Annotated in this window: 18 protein-coding genes; 8 read left to right on the top strand and 10 right to left on the bottom strand. The window is 67.3% G+C overall.

Translation table 11 applies throughout. The features are described from left to right. The first annotated feature begins 10 nt into the window (after positions 1-10). From ACZ5TV_RS03765 to ACZ5TV_RS03735, 7 genes are all read left to right on the top strand, one after another. The gene (locus tag ACZ5TV_RS03765; RefSeq protein WP_379783935.1) at positions 11-895 is read left to right on the top strand and encodes an IS1595 family transposase; all 885 of its coding nucleotides are present in this window, start codon (positions 11-13) and stop codon (positions 893-895) included. A gap of 8 nt (positions 896-903) precedes the next feature. Further along, complete coding sequence (pstC, locus tag ACZ5TV_RS03760) at positions 904-1770, top strand: phosphate ABC transporter permease subunit PstC (protein ID WP_379782793.1); 867 nt, start codon at positions 904-906, stop codon at positions 1768-1770. Next, entirely contained in the window at positions 1767-2672 is a 906-nt protein-coding gene (gene pstA, locus ACZ5TV_RS03755) for a phosphate ABC transporter permease PstA (protein ID WP_379782790.1), read from the top strand. The genes pstC and pstA overlap by 4 nt, the downstream gene beginning before the upstream one ends. A gap of 2 nt (positions 2673-2674) precedes the next feature. Further along, positions 2675-3502, top strand: a complete 828-nt coding sequence (gene pstB / locus ACZ5TV_RS03750) for a phosphate ABC transporter ATP-binding protein PstB (protein ID WP_379782788.1) — start codon at positions 2675-2677, stop codon at positions 3500-3502. Then, on the top strand, positions 3502-4197 hold the full coding sequence (gene phoU / locus ACZ5TV_RS03745; protein WP_464384119.1) for a phosphate signaling complex protein PhoU: 696 nt from the start codon (positions 3502-3504) through the stop codon (positions 4195-4197). The genes pstB and phoU overlap by 1 nt, the downstream gene beginning before the upstream one ends. Before the next feature lies 1 nt (position 4198). Further along, positions 4199-5227 (top strand): PhoU domain-containing protein, encoded by a 1029-nt coding sequence (locus tag ACZ5TV_RS03740; protein ID WP_464384118.1) that lies wholly within the window; start codon positions 4199-4201, stop codon positions 5225-5227. Positions 5228-5289: 62 nt separating this feature from the next. Further along, positions 5290-5754 carry an arsenate-mycothiol transferase ArsC gene (locus ACZ5TV_RS03735; RefSeq protein WP_464384117.1) on the top strand — a complete coding sequence of 155 codons (465 nt, stop codon included), beginning with the start codon at positions 5290-5292 and terminating at the stop codon, positions 5752-5754. Positions 5755-6060: 306 nt separating this feature from the next. Here ACZ5TV_RS03735 and ACZ5TV_RS03730 read toward each other — a convergent pair whose 3' ends face one another. The 9 genes from ACZ5TV_RS03730 to ACZ5TV_RS03690 form a co-directional block, all read right to left on the bottom strand. Beyond that, on the bottom strand, positions 6061-6564 hold the full coding sequence (locus tag ACZ5TV_RS03730) for an RDD family protein (RefSeq protein ID WP_464384116.1): 504 nt from the start codon (positions 6562-6564) through the stop codon (positions 6061-6063). Continuing rightward, positions 6561-7043 (bottom strand): GNAT family N-acetyltransferase, encoded by a 483-nt coding sequence (locus tag ACZ5TV_RS03725; RefSeq protein WP_464384115.1) that lies wholly within the window; start codon positions 7041-7043, stop codon positions 6561-6563. Before ACZ5TV_RS03725 ends, ACZ5TV_RS03730 begins: the two co-directional genes overlap by 4 nt. Then, positions 7040-7246: a ubiquitin-like small modifier protein SAMP2 gene (samp2, locus tag ACZ5TV_RS03720; RefSeq protein ID WP_379782437.1), complete on the bottom strand. Its 207-nt coding sequence runs from the start codon at positions 7244-7246 to the stop codon at positions 7040-7042. Before samp2 ends, ACZ5TV_RS03725 begins: the two co-directional genes overlap by 4 nt. A 109-nt stretch (positions 7247-7355) precedes the next feature. Beyond that, a complete protein-coding gene (locus ACZ5TV_RS03715; protein WP_379782435.1) occupies positions 7356-7643 on the bottom strand; it encodes a hypothetical protein in 288 nt (95 codons plus the stop codon). Positions 7644-7723: 80 nt separating this feature from the next. After that, positions 7724-9211: an Asp-tRNA(Asn)/Glu-tRNA(Gln) amidotransferase subunit GatB gene (gatB, locus tag ACZ5TV_RS03710; RefSeq protein ID WP_379782433.1), complete on the bottom strand. Its 1488-nt coding sequence runs from the start codon at positions 9209-9211 to the stop codon at positions 7724-7726. 63 nt (positions 9212-9274) lie between these two features. Further along, positions 9275-10171 (bottom strand): S-methyl-5'-thioadenosine phosphorylase, encoded by an 897-nt coding sequence (gene mtnP / locus ACZ5TV_RS03705; RefSeq protein WP_379782431.1) that lies wholly within the window; start codon positions 10169-10171, stop codon positions 9275-9277. 83 nt (positions 10172-10254) lie between these two features. Beyond that, on the bottom strand, positions 10255-10716 hold the full coding sequence (locus ACZ5TV_RS03700; RefSeq protein ID WP_379782429.1) for an SRPBCC family protein: 462 nt from the start codon (positions 10714-10716) through the stop codon (positions 10255-10257). 159 nt (positions 10717-10875) lie between these two features. Further along, positions 10876-11871: a YeiH family protein gene (locus ACZ5TV_RS03695; RefSeq protein ID WP_464384114.1), complete on the bottom strand. Its 996-nt coding sequence runs from the start codon at positions 11869-11871 to the stop codon at positions 10876-10878. Next, a complete protein-coding gene (locus ACZ5TV_RS03690) occupies positions 11871-12134 on the bottom strand; it encodes a hypothetical protein (protein ID WP_464384113.1) in 264 nt (87 codons plus the stop codon). The genes ACZ5TV_RS03695 and ACZ5TV_RS03690 overlap by 1 nt, the downstream gene beginning before the upstream one ends. 131 nt (positions 12135-12265) lie before the next feature. Between ACZ5TV_RS03690 and ACZ5TV_RS03685 the strand changes: the two genes are divergently transcribed. After that, positions 12266-13726: an HD domain-containing protein gene (locus tag ACZ5TV_RS03685; protein WP_379782451.1), complete on the top strand. Its 1461-nt coding sequence runs from the start codon at positions 12266-12268 to the stop codon at positions 13724-13726. 38 nt (positions 13727-13764) lie between these two features. Here ACZ5TV_RS03685 and ACZ5TV_RS03680 read toward each other — a convergent pair whose 3' ends face one another. After that, positions 13765-15216 (bottom strand): FAD-dependent oxidoreductase, encoded by a 1452-nt coding sequence (locus tag ACZ5TV_RS03680; protein ID WP_379782453.1) that lies wholly within the window; start codon positions 15214-15216, stop codon positions 13765-13767. Positions 15217-15252 lie beyond the last annotated feature (36 nt).

Here is a 15252-nt window from a genome sequence, read left to right as displayed (position 1 = left end):
TCCGACACGGATGATTCCGCTAGATGCGTTTGGGTCGGAATCGGTCGCAGCGGACCTGCTCCAACAGGTTCGCTGGCGTGACGGCGTTTCCTGTCCTCGCTGCCGTTCTGACCGAACGGTCAGAAACGGCAGCTATGGGCACTTTCAGCGGTATCTCTGTAAGGATTGCGACCGCACGTTCAACGATAAGACCGGCACCATCTTCGCTCACTCGAAGATCGCACTCCGCAAATGGTTGTTCTCGATCTACGCGTTTTTGCGGTTTAACACCAGCCTCAGGCAGTTACAGTGCGAAATCGGTGTCACCTACAAAACGATCCACAGGCGTGTCGAGCGCTTTGCCGAAGCGCTCGACGCGCCGTCACTCGATCTCCGTGGACCGGTCGAAATTGACGAGTTCTACGTTTCTGCCGGCCTGAAAGGCCGCGAGCGCGACCGCTGGTCGCGCTCTCGCGGCCTCGCCCGACGCGGGCGCGGAACATATGAACAGGACAAACCGCCCGTATTCGTACTCGTGGATCGCGGCACCGAGCAACGGTACGTTGTGCCAGCGAAATCCGCAGACGAATCAACGATCCGGCTCCTGCTGGCTGACCGCCAGCAGGAGCCTCTCACCGTCTATACCGACGGATTTCGTGCATACGATCCGCTTACAGAAGACGACCAATTCGACCGCGAATACGTCGTTCACGGAGACGGTGAGTACGCCGACGAGACGATCCACGTGAACACCTGCGAGAGCCACGCGTCGCTGGCGCGACGGTGGCTCTCGCCGCATCGAGGCATCTCAAAAGACCGCCTCACACAGTATCTCCGAGCGTTCCAACTCAGACGAGAACTCTACCGCAAACCCGGACGAAAAGCGCTCAAACACGCCATCAAAGCAACTCTCTGAAATCAACAATGTGCTACACAAGAGCGCACTTCTTTTTCGACCGCAGATTCACCGGGATGATCGTCTCGCTGTTCGCCGAAGGCGGTGTCACACAGCGTATCACGTTCACGGAGTTCTTTTTTCGCGGCGAGCGATGGGACCCGACCCACTCGATCAACCCCGGCTACTGGATCGGTCCGCTCGTATGGGGGACGCTCATCGTTACGGTCGGTGCGGCCTTCGTTTCCATTCCTATCGGGACGTTAACCGCGCTGTACCTCTCTGAGTACGCCAGCCCCGAGGTCCGAGCCTATCTCAAGCCGGGACTCGAGGTCCTCGCCGGCGTCCCGACCATCGTGTACGGGTTCTTCGCTATCTCGTTCATTACGCCGTGGCTGCTCCAACCGCTGGCCGAGCTGCTCGGCTACCAGACTCGGTCGGCCAACGCGGCGGCCGGGGCCATCGTCGTCGGTATCATGACCATCCCGATCGTCGCTTCGATCAGCGAGGACGCGATGAACTCGGTGCCGGACGACCTCCGTGACGGCGCGTACGCGCTCGGAGCGACGAAGTTCGACGTGTCGACGCAGATCGTGCTTCCGGCGTCCGTTTCCGGCATCTTCGCCGCCTACATTCTCGCTATCTCACGGGCGATCGGCGAGACGATGGCGGTAGTTCTCGCAGCCGGCTTCACCGCGCAGATCACGCTTAACCCGTTCACTGAGATTCAGACCATGACTGCGTACATGGTCGACGCGACCCGCGGCGAGGCCGTCATCGGGAGTATTCGGTACCAGAGCCTCTTCGCGGTCGGACTGGCACTGTTCTTGATGACGCTCGCAATGAACCTGCTCAACGACCGGCTCAAACAACGCTACCGGGAGGAGTACCAATGAGCACGCCGTCCATGGACGAGCTGTTCGACGGCGTCGACCTGACGTGGGAGCACCGCAAGAACCGCGCCTTCCTGGCGCTGTGTTTCCTTTCGTCGGTCATCGGGCTCGTCGCGCTGGCGTTTCTCATCGGTGACGTGCTCTGGGAGTCGTACCGCGGCATCGTCGAATTCGATGTCGGCGTCGTCCACTTCCTGACGAGCACCGGATCGGTGAATCCGGAACGTGCGGGGCTGTTCGCCGCCATGGTCGGATCCATCATGCTGGTCGCGCTGACCGCCCTCTTCGCGTTCTTCATCGGTGTCGGTGCCGCGATCTATCTCGAGGAGTACGCGCCCGACAGCCGATTCGTCAGACTCATCGAGGCGAACCTCGCGAACCTCGCTGGCGTCCCCTCCGTCGTGTACGGATTGGTCTGTCTCGGACTGTTAGTCAACGGCCCGCCGGATCTGGGTCGCATCATCCTCGTCGGGTCGATAGCGCTCGGGCTGTTGGTGATGCCGATCATCATCGTCTCGGCGATGGAGGCGCTGCGTGCGGTACCGGACGGCGTCCGAAACGGCTCGTACGCGACTGGTGCGACGCAGTGGCAGACCATCCGTCGTGTCGTCCTTCCGGCGGCGATGCCCGGCATCCTGACGGGGACGATCCTGGCGCTCGCGCGCGCCCTCGGGGAGACGGCCCCGCTGCTAATGGTCGGTGCCATCGCTAGCGCTCGGCACACCCCGACGGGTCCCTTCTCCGATATCACGGCCATGACCGTGACTATCTTCGACTGGGCGTTCCGGTTTCAGGAGCACTTCCACGTGCTAGCCGCCATGGGTATCGTGACGCTGCTCGTGGTGCTGCTCGGCATGAACGGCGTCGCCATCTATCTGCGAAATCGCTACGAGACAGGAGTCTAACGATGTCAACAGGAAAAACAGACGACTCACTGATAATGACGGAGGTACAGACTGGCGAGAGCGACCGCGACGGCCGTCCGGATCGGACCGTCATCGAGACGCGGGACCTCGACGTGTACTACGGGGAGGATCAGGCGCTCCGCGACGTGTCCATCGAGATACCCGAAGAGAAGGTGACCGCTCTCATCGGTCCCTCAGGCTGCGGTAAATCGACGTTCCTCCGGTGTATCAACCGGATGAACGACCAGGTGGATGTCTGTCGAGTCGACGGTGATGTCATCTTCAAGGGAAAAAACGTGTACGACGACGACGTCGATCCCGTCGCGCTCCGACGAAAGGTCGGTCAGGTGTTCCAGAAACCGAACCCGTTCCCGAAGAGCATCCGCGACAACGTCACCTACGGACTGGAAGTGCAAGGCCAATCGGCCACGGATGAAGATGTCGAACGAGCCTTGCGAGGAGCCGCCCTCTGGGACGAGGTGAACGACCAGCTCGACTCCTCCGGCCTCGACCTCTCGGGCGGGCAGCAACAGCGGCTCTGTATCGCCCGCGCCATCGCGCCGGACCCCGAGGTGATCCTGATGGACGAGCCCACGTCGGCACTCGACCCGGTTGCGGCCTCGAAGATCGAGGACCTGATCGACGCGCTCGTCGAGGAGTACACCGTGATCATCGTCACCCACAACATGCAGCAGGCCGCCCGTATCTCGGATAAGACCGCGGTCTTCCTCACCGGCGGCGAGCTGGTGGAGTTCGACGACACGGCGACGATCTTCGAGAACCCCGACGATTCGCGCGTCGAGGACTACATCACGGGGAAGTTCGGATAATGCCCCGCGAGAACTACCAGCGGCGACTCGATGGGCTCCGAGCGAGCGTCGTCGACATGAGCGACCTCGTCATAGAACGGTACGCCGCGGCGATCGACGCCGCGGAGACCGGCGACGACGACCTCGCTCGCGAGGTGATCGAGGGCGATCACGAGGTGAACGAGCGATACCTCGCCGTCGAAGACGACTGTACCGAACTCCTCGCGCTCCAGCAACCGGTCGCTGGCGATCTCCGACTGGTGACGGCGTCGTTCAAGATCAGCACCGATCTCGAACGCGTCGCCGACCTCGCGACGAACCTCGCCGGATACGGCGCGGCCGAGGGCGGACTCCACCCGGCGGTCGATTTCCGTGAGCTCGCCGACCTCGCCGGCGAGATGGTCGCCGACGCGGTCGCCGCCTACGAGACGGACGACCCGAGCGCCTGCCGGGCGATCGCGGCCCGCGACGACGACCTCGATGACCGGTGTCGCCGGGCCAGCGAGGCGGTGATCCGTGACCTGCTAGAGGCGGACCGGGAACGGGTCACGACGGGAGCCGATGACGACGCTACTGACCAGCTTGCGGCCGCGCTCGACGAGGTCTCCCGCTCCTTACTCGCGATCCGTGAGATCGAACGCGTCGGCGACCACGCCGTCAACATCGCGGCGCGAGCGCTGTACATGGCCGAGAACGACGACGAGCTGATCTACTGAGATGACCGAGGACGGACCGTACGAACGCAAGGTGCAGTTGACTGGCGGGACGACCTACACCGTCTCGCTCCCGAAGACGTGGGCCCGAACACACGGGCTCGACGTCGGGGACCGCGTCAGCCTCCACCCCCGTGGCGATCGGCTCCTCGTCACCAAGGCGGCGGCGACCGAGGGGGACCGGAGCGTAACCGTTCCGGCCGGTCGATACGACCCGCCGCGACTCGCGAGGATCGTGACCGCCGCCTACGTCGCGGGCGTGACGGCGGTCCGGATCGCTGAGCGCCCGAACTCGGCGGACCGCGAGGCGATTCGAGCCGCGGTCGCGGGGCTCGTCGGCGTCGAGACCGCGGAGGAGACGACCGAGGCGGTCGTCGTTCGAACGATGCTCGACGTCGAGGACCTCTCGCCGATCCAGACGCTCGCACAGCTGGAGAGCGTGACGCTCGCCGCTCACGAGGCGGCCGTCGAGGCGGTGGTGACCGCCGACGGCGAGGCCGGCCGGCGGGTCGCCGTGGACGACGACGCGAGCGACCGGCTGTTCGGGCTCGTCGCCCGCGAGTTCCACCGGTCGCTCGTCGACGTCACCGCCGATGCCGTTGGCGACGGGCTCACGACGTTCGATGCATACACCGTCGCGAGACAGCTGGAGCGGGTCGGCGACCACGCCGCGAAGATCGGCCGCGTCGCCGACCGGATCGACGCGGCACCGCCCGCGGCGGTTGCCGACGATCTCGACGCCCTCGCGACCGACGCCCGCCGCGTCGTCCGCGACGCGCTCTCGGCGACGCTCGACGACCGGGACCCGGATCGGCTGTGTTCCGTTCTCGCCGACGGCGAGGCGGTCGTCGAGGCCGCCGGGGAGCTCGACCGCGAGCTGTACGGCCGCGACCTCGTGGACGGATACGCGCTCGCGACCGTCCTCGACAGCCTGATACGGACCGCCGAGTACGGCCGAAACGTCGCCGAAGCCGGGCTTCACGCGTCGCTTCGAACCCCGACTCCTGAGGCGATCGCCGAGTCGACTCGCTGACCGCCATACATCGATGATCGCCGATGCCAACCGCTATCAACGAACACGACCACTAGACACCCATGACACGAACCGAACCCACCGACGGACCCGACGACGGGAGCGAAGAGACCGAGCCGACGATCACCCTGACGTTCATGTGCGTCCGCAACGCCGGGCGGAGCCAGATGGCGACGGCGTTCGCCGAGCGCGAGGTCGCGGAACGCGGCCTCGCCGACTCGGTCGAGGTCGTCACCGGCGGCACCGCTCCCGCCGACGAGATCCACGAAGTCGTCCGCGAGGCGCTCGCGGAGGTCGGGCTCGACGTCGGGGGTCGGACGCCCCGACACGTCTCGGAGGCGACGCTCGCCGACTCCGACTTCGTCGCGACGATGGGCTGTTCAACGCTCGAGCTGCCCGGCGTTGACACGGACGACTGGGACCTGGACGACCCGGGCGAACTCCCCCTTGAGGAGGTCCGACCGATCCGCGACGAGATCGAACGCCGGGTCGTCGCCCTCTTCGACGAGCGGTTCGGCGAGCGCTGATCGACAGTGCTCCGCGGTGCGTAACGACTGCCGTCATTCGTCTTGGTTAGTTATATACAGGATCGATCGGATATCGAGTACACTGATACGTAGGAGAACGCGATATCGCCGTCGTATCTCTGCCTGATCGCGTCTGCGCGCGTGGGACGGGCGCACCCGAGAAACGCGTACGAGGCCGGCGGCGACGATGCCGCCGGTGTCCGGAATCACGCCGAGCTCTCGGAGCGTTCGAACCGTTCGTTATAAGCGTAGATTCGGCGGCCCAGATCGTCGCTGACAACCGATCGGTATGGATCGCCCCGACAGTCACCGCTCGGGCCGGTCGCCTACGCTCTCCTCGGCGGCGTCGCTGGTGTCGCCCGTATCGCCGGCGGGAACCACGCGCGTCCCCGCGGCTAGATCGCCCAGTCGCCGGTCGCCGTCGGTCGCAAGCGCGACCGCGACCCCGAGTATATAAAAGCCGATCCCGTCCACGGCGCGACAGACCGTCCGGATCGCGGCCGCCCACGGTCCACACGGCGACCCGTCCTCGCCGACGACAGTGAGGCCGAGGAGCCGTTTGCCGGGCGTCGTCGCGACCGTCCCCTCGAAACCGGCGTGGTACCCCAGATACACGAGTGGGACGCCCCACTGACCCGCCGAGGGCGGGCTGCCCCCGAGGAGGGCGACCGCGACCGCCGCGAGGGCGAGGGCGAGCCCGACGATCAGAGCGTCGACGACGACCGCGCCCGCTCGCCGGGCGAGACGGCCCACGTCCGTCTCCCCGCCGAAGGGTACCCGGATCGCCGCCCGCTCTGCCGCTCCGGTCATCGCTCCGCCTCAACGCCAGTTCCGACCGGGAGCACGCCACGCGTCCGATCGTTCGCTGGCGGCTCGTCGCCCTCGACCACTCGATCGGCCTCGACCTCGAATCCGAGGTCGGCGTAGAACCCCCCCAGTGACCCGTCGAACGCGGCGGTCACCCGGTCGGTCCCCGGGTCGGCGCGCCCCCGATCGATCGCCGTCTCGACGAGCGCCGAGCCGATCCCCCGACCGCGACGCGCGCGCCGGACCGCGACCGCGTCGACGTGAAGCGTCCCCTCGGACCGTTCCCCGGCGTCCTTCCGGCTCGCCACCAGCGCACCGACGACCGCGCCCGTGCGCTCGAACCGCGCCACGAACACGTCGCCGGCGTCGATCCGGTCGGCAACCTGCTCCGCGTCCGTCTCCAGCATCGCGGCGTCGAGCACGCGGAGGACATCGATCCGGTCCGTACTGATCGCGCGCTCGACCGTGAACGGCCCGTTCACGCCGTGCCACCCTGTATGAGCCGGAGCAGTCTGACCCGGTCGGCGTCGACCCGACTATCCCCGGGAACCGGCGAGCCGTCCACGAGCACCGACGCCTCTTGCGGGTGATAGCCGGCGGCGCGGATCAGGTCGGCGTACGTCGCGTCGTCGTCGACGGTGCACCGCTGCTCCCCCTCGCCGACGACGTCGACCGTCACGTTCATACGTCGCGTACGGCGGTCGCCGAGGTTAAACACACGGTCCGGTCGGTCACGGCGGGGGACGACGACGGGTGAGAGCTCACCCCGCCGTCGTCGTGTCCCGGCGCACGTTTCACTTCCAGAGGAGCCAGCCGACGGCACCGACGGTGACGACGGCCACGAGGGATCCCGCCCGCGGCACCGCGCCGGTCCACGCGTCGACGAGGAGCACGCCCAGGGTGGCGGCGACGGCGAGGAGGATCGTTCGTACGTCGGTCGCCAGCTCGGCCTCGCGCTCGGGCGGCAGCTCGCCGTCGTAGCCGGCGACGAGGTCGACCCGACCGCGGTTCCCGATGAGCCACGCGAACCCGAGGACGTGGAGGAGAGCGACACCGATAAGGAGGGTTTCGGCGAACGGCATGCCCGCCGTTTTGCCAGGGACCGAAATAAGGGTACTGTCGGAACGGAGGCCTGTGGTACGGAACCCGAGCTCGGCGCGGGTTACTCGTCCAACCGCTCGCGGAGCAGCCCGTTCACTTGGCCGGGGTCAGCGCTCCCGCCGGTCGCCTGCATCACCTGTCCGACGAGGAAGTTGATCGCCCCCTCGTCGCCGTCGTGGTAGTCGGCGACCGCGTCGGGGTTGTCGTCGATCGCGGCGCTGACCGCGGCCGCGACCTCGTCGCCTTCGGCCTTCCCGAGTCCCTCGCGATCGATGATCGCCTCGGGGTCGTCGCCCGCGTCGAGCATCTCGCGAAGGACGACCTCCTCGGCGTTTTTCACCGTCAGCTCCTCCGCGTCGACGAGCGCGATCAGGCGTTTGAACTCGTCGAGGCGGTCCGCGACGTCCGCGATCGCCATCTCCCGGTAGTTGAGCTCGCCGAGCAGGTTGTCGGCCACCCACGTCGCCGCCAGATCGGGGTCGAACTCGCCGGCGACGTCCTCGAAGAAGTCGGCCACCGCCTTCGTGGAAGTGAGCTTCGAGGCCGCCTCACCGTCGAGCCCGTACTCCTCGCGGAAGCGCTCGCGGCGGGCGTCGGGCAGCTCGGGGATCCGGATCGACTCCTTCCAGTCGGCCACTTCCAGCGCGGGGAGGTCGGCCTCGCGGAAGTAGCGGTAGTCCTTCTCGGCCTCCTTCGAGCGCATCGAGACGGTGACGCCGCGCCCCTCGTCCCAGTGACGGGTCTCCTGTTCGATCTCGCGCCCCCGTCGGAGGACGTTGCGCTGGCGGGTGATCTCGTACGCGAGCGCCTTCTCCGCACCCTTGTGACTGGAGATGTTCTTCACTTCCGCGCGGTTCGCGTCGGCGAGGACGGTCTCGGGAACCGACCCGTCGTCAGCCATCTCGTCGGCTGGGACCAGTGAGACGTTGGCGTCCACCCGTAGGCTACCGTCGCGCGTCGCGTCGAAGACGCCGAGGTACTCCAGTACCTCCTCCAGTTTCGCGAGGAACGCCCGGGTTTCGGCGGGCGAGCGGAAGTCCGGTTCGGTGACGACCTCCAGGAGCGGCGTTCCCGCGCGGTTGTAGTTCACGAGGGTGTGTGTCGCCGACTCGATGGAGCCGCCGGCGTGCTGGATGCTGCCGGGATCCTCCTCCAGATGCGCGCGAGTGATCCCGATCGTCCGCCGCTCGCCGTCGACCGACACCTCCAGCTCGCCGCCGGCACAGATCGGGGCGTCGTACTGGGTGAGCTGGAAGTTCTTCGGGAGGTCGGGGTAGTAGTAGTTCTTCCGGTGGAACGTGGTCGTCTCGGGGATGTCGGCGTCGATCGCTTTCCCGACCTTTACCGCGGCCTCGACGGCGGCCTCGTTGAGGACGGGTAGCGCGCCCGGCAGCCCGAGACAGGTCGGGCACGTGCGCGTGTTCGGCTCCTCCTCGTCGGCGGGCTCCGTCGAACAGCCACAGAACACCTTCGTGTCGGTTTCGAGCTGGACGTGGACCTCCAGCCCGATCACGACCGCGGTCTCCTCGGTCGCGGTCTGCGTACTCATTACCGACCCGTTGCGCGCGGGCCACCTAAATCGTGTCGGGAGCCGTCGCTCACCGTATCCGGGTTACAGATAGTCGCCGAGCAGCGGCTCGACCCGATCGCGGGTGTCCGCCGGGATCGCCTCGGTCGGCGTGTTGACCGTCCCTTCGAGCGCCGAGTGCGCGGCACACGTGTGGTCCTCCGGCAGCGTCCGGATCGCCTCCTCGACGGCGGCCTTGATCGCCTCTTGGTTCCGCTCCGCGTTCTCCAACACTTCCTCGAGGGTGACCTCGCTGTCCGTCTTCCAGACGTCGTAGTCGGTGACGCCGGCGATCGTCGCGTAGGCGATCTCCGCCTCCCGCGCGAGCTTCGCCTCGGGGATCGCGGTCATGCCGACCAGGTCCCACCCCTGCGCCTTGTAGAACTCCGACTCGGCACGCGTCGAGTACTGCGGCCCCTCGATACAGACGTAGGTGCCGCCCTTGACGACCTTCGTGCCGCCGTCCGTGTCGCCGTCGCGCTCGTCGTCGTCGCCCACGGCCGACTCCGCGGCTTCGGTGAGGTGATCGACCAGTTCCGGACTGTATGGGTCCGCGAACGGCTGATGGACGACGACGCCGTCCCCGTAAAACGAGAGGTCGCGACCCTTCGTTCGGTCGTATATCTGATCGGGGACGACGAGCGTCCCGGGAGGCAGCTCCTCCTTGAGGCTCCCGACCGCGTTCGACGCGAACACGTGGGTGACGCCGGCCTTTTTTAAGGCGTACATGTTGGCGCGGTACGGGAGGTCCGTCGGGGAGACGCCGTGGTTCGACCCGTGCCGCGGGAGGAACGCTACCTCGCGGCCGGTGTCGCCGAATTCGCCGATCGTGACCGCGTCGCTCGGCTCGCCGTAGGGCGTGTCGAACTCGACCTCGCGAACGTCGTTCAAGGGGAGCGCGTCGTAGATCCCGCTGCCGCCGATGAAGCCGATAGTGCTCATACCTCAACCTCGGCCGCTCGCTACTTATAAGGCGTGAACCGCCGCGCGCGTCCCGGCGGCGCGCGCCGCGAACGGTGACCGGATTACGCCGACATCGCCGTCTCCGCTTCGATCTCGGCCTCGATGAGGTCCCTCGTGTTCTCCAAGTGGGCCCTGAGCTGCCGTTCGTTGTACCGCCCCGCCACCGGCTCCAAGAGGCGACCGAGCAGCGAGTCTCCCATCTCGTACTCCGCCCGGTGTACGATCCGGGTCCCGTCCCCGACCGCGACGTAGCGGTTGCGCGTCTCGCCGTGCATCCCGTCGCCGTCGACCGTGACCGCGATCTCCGCGCCGGGTTCGACGACGGTCAGTTCTATCTCCACCTCCGTCGAGATCCCGAGCAGCTTGTACGTTGCGCGCATTTTCGACCCGGTCTCGGTCTCGCTCAGCACCTCGAAATCGCGCAGACCGGCCATCGTCCGCGGCCAGTTCTCGGGGGTGCTGTCGAACGCGAAGACGCGTTCGACGGGCGCTGCGATCTCGATCTCGTACTCGAATGTTGTCATATTACTCAACTCGGTCGTCGAACCGAACGATACGGTCGCTGCCGGAACGGTCCCGGGGCGGTCGGCTCAGTCGACTCAGTTATATAGGGGTCCTGCGGTATTAAAACGGCGTTCACGGCGTCGAGAACGTCTGTGCTCGGAGAACACGCACGGTGTGGGTCACAACAGCCAGCGGACCGCCCCCAGCGCGAGCGCGCTCACGACGAGCAGGTGGACGAGCACGACGCCGACGGCGGCAGCGCCGACCCCGCGCAGCTGTCGGAGCCGGATCGACAGCCCGAGGCCGACGAACGCGAGGGTGAACAGCGCGTCGGAGACCAGCCCGATCGAGTCGAGCGCGGCCGTCGACAGCAGGCCGCTGTTCGCGACCGCGGCCACGACGAGAAAGCCGAACAGGAACTTCGGGAACTCCGTCCACAGCCGTCGAACACCGGGTTCGGTCGCCGAACTGGCCGTGTACGCGAGCGAGTACGCGATCGCGACGCCGCCCAAAAGCGCGTTGCGCGCGAGCTTCGTGACGGTCGCCCACTGGCCGGCCTCCGGCGAGTGGGCGAACCCCGCGGCCGCGACGGGCCCCGTCGAGAACATACTCACGCCCGCCCAGACGCCGAACTGCCGGCTGGAGAGCCCCAGCCACTCCCCGGCGAGCGGGAAGGCGACGAGCGTGACGGCGTCGAAGAGGAGGACGGTTCCGGCCGCGAGGGTGATCGCCGACCCGCGCGCGTCGAGGACGCGGCCGATAGCGACGACGGCTGAGACGCCACAGATGCTCGCGCCGGCCGCCAACAGCGACGAGGTCGGCGTTCCCACCCGAAACAACAGCCGGGCTACCCCCTCCGCGAGGACCAGCCCGCCCGCCACCGTCACGAGCACGAGTCCGAGGACGGTCGGTCCGGCGGCGAGGAACTCCTCGACGACGACCGCCGCGCCGAGGAGGACGATCCCGGTCTCCAAGAACAGCGTGTCGACGTCGACCCCGGGTTCGGCCGCGTCGGGTGTCCCGACGGTGTTGCCGACGACCGCGCCGACCACGACGGCGACGACGAGCGGCGAGAGCGCGTCGACCGCCCCACCGATCACGGCGGCGAGAACCGCGCCCCCGCCGAGGAGCGCGAGGCCGGGAACGTAGGGTCTCACGGCGGCGACGACCGTCATCAGACGGTCGGGATCCCGAGCCGTTCGATCCGCCCGAGCAGTCCGACGACGACGTGGACGCCGACGATCCCGAGTCCGAGCACCAGCGCTTGCCAGCCCCGGTCGAGCGCGATCCATCGGTCGACGAGCGGGGAACCGGCGTCGCCACCGTCGCCCGCGTCATCCGGACGGTCAGTTGCGTCGCCCGCGTCATCCGGACGGTCAGTTGCGTCGCCCCGGCGGCCCGTCGCCTCGTCCGCCCTGTCGGCCGCCTCCGATACCATACCCCGGCTTCGACGGGGTCGACACTTAACGAACGGGATACTGCACCGATGGCGAGCGGCGCGACGTCCCCACGAACTCCGGGCGGGACCGAAAGAGGCAGGTGACGCGAGGCCGTCGTCCGATCACTTCGATGGCGACGACACAGATCAAAGACCCCGTCCACGGGTACGTCGAGCTGCCGGACGCGCTCGTCGACGGCGTCGTCGACACCCGACCGTTCCAGCGGCTCCGATACGTCCGGCAGCTCTCCGCGACCCACCTCGTCTACCCCGGCGCGAACCACACGCGGTTCGAACACTCGCTCGGCGTGTACCACCTCGGCCGGACCGTCTTCGAGAATCTCCGTCGGCAGTCGTACTTCACCCGCGACGCCAGCGTCGACGAGCTCGAAGAGATCCAGCGGACCCTGGAGTGTGCCTGTCTCCTCCACGACGTGGGTCATCCGCCGTTCTCACATCTCTCCGAGGGGCTGCTCGACGAGAGCGTCCTCCGCGAGCGCGTCGCCGACGCAGGCCTCGTCGACGCCTTCGATGACGCCGGCGTGGGCGGGGATCCGCTCCGCTCGGCGAGCCCGCACGAGCTGCTCGGCTGTGTGCTCATCGTGGAGGCGTACGGCCACGCGCTGCGTGCGTTCGACGTCGACCCGTTCGAGGTGTGTGCGTACGTGCTCGGCTACAGCCTCGCGTACGAACGCGGCGAGCCGTGGCAGTACGGGGTCGGCGCACAGCTGCTCCACTCGCCCATCGATGTCGATCGGCTCGACTACATCACGCGCGACAACCGGATGACCGGCGCGGGCGTGTTGAGCTTCGACGTGGACCGGATGGTAGACGCCTACACCGCTCATCCCGAGGAGGGACTGGCGCTCTCGGAAAAGGCGCTGTCGACCATCGGTAACTACCTCGAAGGCCGAATCGCGCTGTACATGTGGGTTACCCAACACCACAAGTCGGTGTACGCGAACCGGCTCCTCCAAGCGATGCTCGACGAGTACACCGCGACCGTCGGCGAGCGCCCGGTGAGTGTCGACGGCGTGCTCGAACGGGAGCTGGACGACAACGCCGTGCTCGAACGGCTACGCATCGCCGCCCGGGAGAACCCGGACTCACGGCTGGCGTCGATGTACGACCGCTTCCGGGGCCGGCGGTTCCCGGCGACCTGTTGGAAACACCGGATCGCCCTCGCCGACCGCGTCGACGCCGACATCGACGCCTTCGCGGCGTGGCTCACGAGCGAGGACGACCGGCTGGAGGGGTTGTTGGCGGACGCGCTTGACGTGCCGCCCCACGAGGTGTGGATCGACCGTTCGTACGTCCCGGCGTACGACCCTGACGAGCTGGCGGACATCCCGATCGCCTACGGCGGCACCACGCGCTCGGTCGGCGAGTGGGGCCTGTACGGCGACCGTGCGTTCGACGTGCCGATCCCGTTCGTGTTCGTCCCTGCGGGAACGAAACGGCGAACGATCCGGCTGCTGGAGGCGGCGTTCGCCCACGAAGTCGGCCCAGACGGCGACCGCGTCCGTCGCTGGGCGGGCGTCGACGGGAGCGAAACGGAGGCGGCGACACGGGGTAGTGACGACGACCGCTGAGTCGTCCTCGGACGCTGCGCAGCCACCCTCCCGGACACTCAGTCGTCGGCTTCGGCGGAAACGGTGTCGTCGCCGGCCGTGTCGGTGTCGTCGCCGGCCGTGTCGCTGTCGTCGTCGCCGGCCGACGCCCCCGTTTCGGTGGTGTCGTCGTCGTTGGCGCGCGGGAAGTTGTCGATCGTCGCCGCGCGGAACGCGTCCTCGTCGAACGTGTCCTCCGCGTCGAGGAAGTCGAGAACGGTTCGCACGTCAGTCATCGCGTTCTTCAGCGCCGTCGACGCCCCCGGCGAGGGGGTGATGTTGAACAGGATCCCGTCCCCCTCGATCTTCGCCTCGCCCATATCGAGCGCCCTGTTGTCGGTGTCGACGATCTGCGGGCGGACCCCGCCGTACCCCTTCGCTCGGGAGATGTCGTCGAGCTCGACGGAGGGAACGACTTTCCGCACGTTCGGGAGGAACGACCGCTTCCCCACCGCGGGGAGGTCGTACACTAGGTTCCGGACCACGTACGGGAAGAGGATGCGGTCCGAGAGGATCTCACCGTAGCTTAGGAACGACGACGGAGTGAACCCGAACACGTCGGCGAAGTCGCCGACGGTCGACAGCTCGCCGCGTTCGAGCGCCGGGACGAGCTTCGCGGTCGGGCCGAACCGCGTGACGCTCGCGTCGTGGACGTCGGCGTCGCCGTGGACCGCCGCGAACGGGAGCTTCTTCATCTGGAGCGTGTACACCTTCCCGTTCAACAGGTCGTCCGCGAGGAAGAAACTCCCAGCGACGGGGAGCAGCGACATGTCCCCACCGTACCCCATTTCTTGGGCGAACTGGAGGCTGTGCGACCCGGCGGCGACGACCACCGCGTCGGTCGCGAACTCGCCGTCGTCAGTCTCCACGTGGAACCCGTCGTCGGTCTCGTCGACGCCCGTCACCGTCGTCCCGAGGTGGACGGCGACCCCCGCTTCGGCGCGCGCGGCCTCGACGAAGGAGTTCGCGACCATCCCGTAGTCGACGACGTAGCCGTCCGGCGTCGACAGCGCGAGCAGCTCCGTGTCGGGGTCCCGCCCCTCGACCACCTTCGGTTCGAGCTCGGCGATCTCCTCACGGCCGATCGGTTCGAGCTTCGGGAAGAGCTCGCCGAACCCCTCGTCGTGATAGCGCGCCTCCAGCTCGGCGACCTCTTCCTCTCCGACCGCGAGCACCATCTTGTTGCGCTTGCTGTGCATCTCGCGGTCGGGATCGACGTGTTCGAGGTACCCCGCGAGCAGCTCCGCGCCCTCTTTGACCGCCTCCGCCTTCTCCAGGGTGTAGTTCGTCTCGATGTCGCCGAAGTGGAGCGTCTGAGAGTTGTTCGTGTGGTGGGTGTTTACCGCCCCGATCTCCCGCTCCTTCTCGATCAGGGTGGCCCGGTCGATGTCCGTGAACTTCGCGACCGTGTACAACAGCGCCGCCCCGCTAATCCCCCCGCCGACGATCAGTAGATTGGTGTCGTCTGACATGCGTTCGTGGCTCCGTCTCATCGGGGAGTACCGGAT

It is taken from the genome of Halorubrum tibetense (assembly GCF_055396225.1).
The sequence above is the reverse complement of the archived record's forward strand: the minus strand, read 5'-3'. Positions and strand labels throughout refer to the sequence as shown.

What these genes read in the sequence shown, in the direction of transcription:
- ACZ5TV_RS03765 (WP_379783935.1), top strand. Translation starts at nt 11, where the DNA reads ATGATTCCGCTAGATGCGTTTGGGTCGGAATCGGTCGCAGCGGACCTG.
- ACZ5TV_RS03730 (WP_464384116.1), bottom strand. Translation starts at nt 6,564, where the DNA reads ATGACCGGAGCGGCAGAGCGGGCGGCGATCCGGGTACCCTTCGGCGGG.
- mtnP (WP_379782431.1), bottom strand. Translation starts at nt 10,171, where the DNA reads ATGAGCACTATCGGCTTCATCGGCGGCAGCGGGATCTACGACGCGCTC.
- pstA (WP_379782790.1), top strand. Translation starts at nt 1,767, where the DNA reads ATGAGCACGCCGTCCATGGACGAGCTGTTCGACGGCGTCGACCTGACG.
- ACZ5TV_RS03695 (WP_464384114.1), bottom strand. Translation starts at nt 11,871, where the DNA reads ATGACGGTCGTCGCCGCCGTGAGACCCTACGTTCCCGGCCTCGCGCTC.
- samp2 (WP_379782437.1), bottom strand. Translation starts at nt 7,246, where the DNA reads ATGAACGTGACGGTCGACGTCGTCGGCGAGGGGGAGCAGCGGTGCACC.
- ACZ5TV_RS03740 (WP_464384118.1), top strand. Translation starts at nt 4,199, where the DNA reads ATGACCGAGGACGGACCGTACGAACGCAAGGTGCAGTTGACTGGCGGG.
- pstB (WP_379782788.1), top strand. Translation starts at nt 2,675, where the DNA reads ATGTCAACAGGAAAAACAGACGACTCACTGATAATGACGGAGGTACAG.
- ACZ5TV_RS03690 (WP_464384113.1), bottom strand. Translation starts at nt 12,134, where the DNA reads ATGGTATCGGAGGCGGCCGACAGGGCGGACGAGGCGACGGGCCGCCGG.
- gatB (WP_379782433.1), bottom strand. Translation starts at nt 9,211, where the DNA reads ATGAGTACGCAGACCGCGACCGAGGAGACCGCGGTCGTGATCGGGCTG.
- ACZ5TV_RS03715 (WP_379782435.1), bottom strand. Translation starts at nt 7,643, where the DNA reads ATGCCGTTCGCCGAAACCCTCCTTATCGGTGTCGCTCTCCTCCACGTC.
- ACZ5TV_RS03700 (WP_379782429.1), bottom strand. Translation starts at nt 10,716, where the DNA reads ATGACAACATTCGAGTACGAGATCGAGATCGCAGCGCCCGTCGAACGC.
- phoU (WP_464384119.1), top strand. Translation starts at nt 3,502, where the DNA reads ATGCCCCGCGAGAACTACCAGCGGCGACTCGATGGGCTCCGAGCGAGC.
- ACZ5TV_RS03685 (WP_379782451.1), top strand. Translation starts at nt 12,266, where the DNA reads ATGGCGACGACACAGATCAAAGACCCCGTCCACGGGTACGTCGAGCTG.
- ACZ5TV_RS03735 (WP_464384117.1), top strand. Translation starts at nt 5,290, where the DNA reads ATGACACGAACCGAACCCACCGACGGACCCGACGACGGGAGCGAAGAG.
- pstC (WP_379782793.1), top strand. Translation starts at nt 904, where the DNA reads ATGTGCTACACAAGAGCGCACTTCTTTTTCGACCGCAGATTCACCGGG.
- ACZ5TV_RS03680 (WP_379782453.1), bottom strand. Translation starts at nt 15,216, where the DNA reads ATGTCAGACGACACCAATCTACTGATCGTCGGCGGGGGGATTAGCGGG.